The sequence below is a fragment of the Protofrankia sp. Cr1 genome, from assembly GCF_963555865.1.
Lineage (GTDB): Bacteria > Actinomycetota > Actinomycetes > Frankiales > Frankiaceae > Protofrankia.
Window position 1 is genome coordinate 1 of record NZ_CAUVXO010000336.1, and the last position, 3012, is coordinate 3012.

1 protein-coding gene is annotated in these 3012 nt (G+C 69.2%); it reads left to right on the plus strand.

What is annotated here, in order from left to right; all coding sequences use genetic code 11:
- Window positions 1-222: 222 nt before the first annotated feature.
- The gene (gene polA / locus U9980_RS20610) at window positions 223-2994 is read left to right on the plus strand and encodes a DNA polymerase I (RefSeq protein WP_322769424.1); all 2772 of its coding nucleotides are present in this window, start codon (window positions 223-225) and stop codon (window positions 2992-2994) included.
- Window positions 2995-3012: the final 18 nt, after the last annotated feature.

Consider the following 3012-nt stretch of genomic DNA (forward strand, 5'->3'; position numbering starts at 1 on the left):
CCCGAATGTCAGCAGTAGAATGTCATCAGGTGAATATCACCGGGTGAATATCAACTGGCGGAAATTGCTGGGGGCCGGTATACGGCCGGCGTGAATCCGCGGGGTGACACCCCGGTCACCGCCCCGGCCGGGAGGCTCCTGGCCCTCCCCGTGCCGCACCGCGCCCACGGTGTGCGGCACGGGGAGGTCCGGCGGGGCGGGCGGGCCAAATACACTCGGGTTGTGTCCGCCACATCCGCCGGCGCGCAGCGCCCGCCCGCCCGTGGTTCCGCGCGTTCGGTTGCCGGCTCCACCTCGGCCGTCGCCCAGCCCGCGCCCGGCGACGGTGAGCCGCGGCTGCTCCTGCTCGACGGCCACTCCTTGGCCTACCGTGCGTTCTTCGCGCTCCCGGTCGAGAACTTCGCCACGACGACGGGACAGCCGACCAACGCCGTCTACGGCTTCACCTCGATGTTGATCAACGTGTTGCGCGATGAGCGCCCCACCCATGTGGCGGTCGCCTGGGACCTGCCGACTCCCACGTTCCGCCACACCCAGTACGCGGAGTACAAGGCTGGGCGCGCCGAGACACCCGAGGACTTCGTCGGACAGATCAGCCTGATCCAGCAGGTGTGCGACTCGCTCGCCGTGCTCGGGGTCAGCGCGCCCGGCTACGAGGCGGACGACGTCATCGCGACACTGGCGAGCCAGGGCGCGGCCGTGGGGATGCAGGTGCTGATCGTCACCGGTGACCGGGACGCGTTGCAGCTCGTCACCGACGAGGTGACGGTGCTGATGACCCGGCGCGGCATCAGTGACATGACCAGGTTCACGCCGGCGGAGGTCGAGGCGAAGTACGGTCTCACCCCGGTGCAGTACCCGGACTTCGCCGCGCTGCGCGGTGACCCCTCGGACAACCTGCCGTCGGTGCCCGGGGTGGGGGAGAAGACCGCCACCAAGTGGATCCAGCAGTTCGGGTCGTTGGCCGAGCTCGTCGACCGGGTGGACGAACTCGGCGGGAAGACGGGTACGTCGCTGCGCGCCCATCTGGCCAGCGTGATCCGCAACCGGGCCCTGACCGAGCTCGCCCGGGACGTGCCGTTGGACGTCACCCCCGTTGATCTTCGGCTGCGCCCGTGGGACCGCGAAGCTGTCCACCAGCTCTTCGACACCTTGCAGTTCCGGACGTTGCGGGAGCGGCTGTACACGGCGCTGGCCACGGTCGAACCCGAGGCCGACGAGGGTTTCGAGGTGAGCACGCGCATCCTGGGGCCCGGCGAGGTTTCCCAATGGCTGACCGACCATGCCCGTGGCGGGCAGCGCGTCGGCCTGCACGTCCGTGGCACCTGGGGTCGGGGTACCGGCGTCGTCACGGCGCTCGCGCTGGCCACCCCCGGCGGTCCCGGTGCGTGGATCGACCCGGCCGGGCTCACCGGCGACGATGACAAGGCGCTGGCGCAGTGGCTGGCCGACCCTGGTCAGCCCAAGGCGGCTCATGACGTCAAAGGCCCCCTGTTGGCGCTTGCCGTCCGTGGCCTGTCACTGGAGGGTGTGACCAGTGACACCGCGCTCGCGGCCTACCTGGCGCTGCCCGGTCAGCGCACCTTCGACCTGGCCGATCTCGTCCTGCGTTACCTGCGGCGCGACCTGCGCACGGAAGGATCCGACACCGGACAGCTGACGATCGACGGATCGGACGAGGCGGACGCGGCCGGTGCGGACGTCGTGCGGGCACGGGCCTGCCTCGAGCTCGCCGACGCGCTCGACGCGGACCTGGACCGCCGCGGTGCCACCGCGCTCCTGCGCGACGTGGAGCTTCCACTCGTCGGCGTGCTGGCCGTGATGGAGCGGGCCGGCATCGCCGCCGACACCGATCATCTGCTCGAGCTCCAGAAGCACTACGGTGCCGAGGTCGCCGCGGTGTCCGCGCAGGCGCATGAGATCGTCGGGCGGCCGTTCAACCTCAGCTCACCCAAGCAGCTGCAGGCCATCCTGTTCGACGAGCTGGGCCTGCCCAAAACCAAGAAGATCAAGACTGGCTACACCACCGACGCGGACGCGCTGGCCTGGCTCGCCACTCAGGCCGACCATCCGCTCCTGGCGGTGCTGTTGCGCCATCGTGACGTTGCCCGGCTGCGTACGGTGGTCGACTCGCTCATACCGATGATCGACGATGCCGGCCGCATCCACACGACGTTCAACCAGATGATCGCGGCGACCGGCCGGTTGTCCTCGACCGACCCGAACCTGCAGAACATCCCGATACGCACGGCGCAGGGCCGCCAGATCCGCCGGGCGTTCGTCGTCGGCACGGGGTACGAGACCCTGCTCACGGCCGACTACTCCCAGATTGAAATGCGCATCATGGCGCATCTGTCCGGCGACGAGGGACTGATCGAGGCATTCGCCTCCGGCGAGGACCTGCACACCTACGTGGCAGCCCAGGCATTCGGTCTGCCGGTGGACGCGGTTGATCCCGAGCTGCGCCGCCGGATCAAGGCCATGTCCTACGGGCTGGCCTACGGGCTCTCCGCCTTCGGGCTCGCCGGCCAGCTTGGCATCCATCCGGAAGAGGCCCGTGCGCAGATGGAGGCGTACTTCGCCCGGTTCGGCGGGGTACGGGACTTCCTGCGCGGGGTGGTCGAACAGGCCCGTGCCGATGGTTACACGGAGACGATCCTCGGACGGCGCCGTTACCTTCCCGATCTTACCAGTGACAATGCGCAGCGTCGCCAGATGGCCGAGCGAATGGCGCTCAACGCTCCCATCCAGGGGTCCGCGGCGGACATCATAAAGATCGCCATGTTGGGCGTCGATCGGGCGCTGCGGGAGCGCAGACTGCGGTCCCGGCTGTTGCTCCAGGTCCATGACGAGCTTGTGCTGGAGATCGCTGCGGGTGAGCGCGCCGAGGTCGAGGCGCTGGTACGGACCGAGATGGGAGCGGCATACCAGATGTCGGTTCCTCTCGACGTCAGTGTTGGTTGCGGCCTGACCTGGGACGACGCCGCCCACTGACCTCGCGTCGCCCTCGCG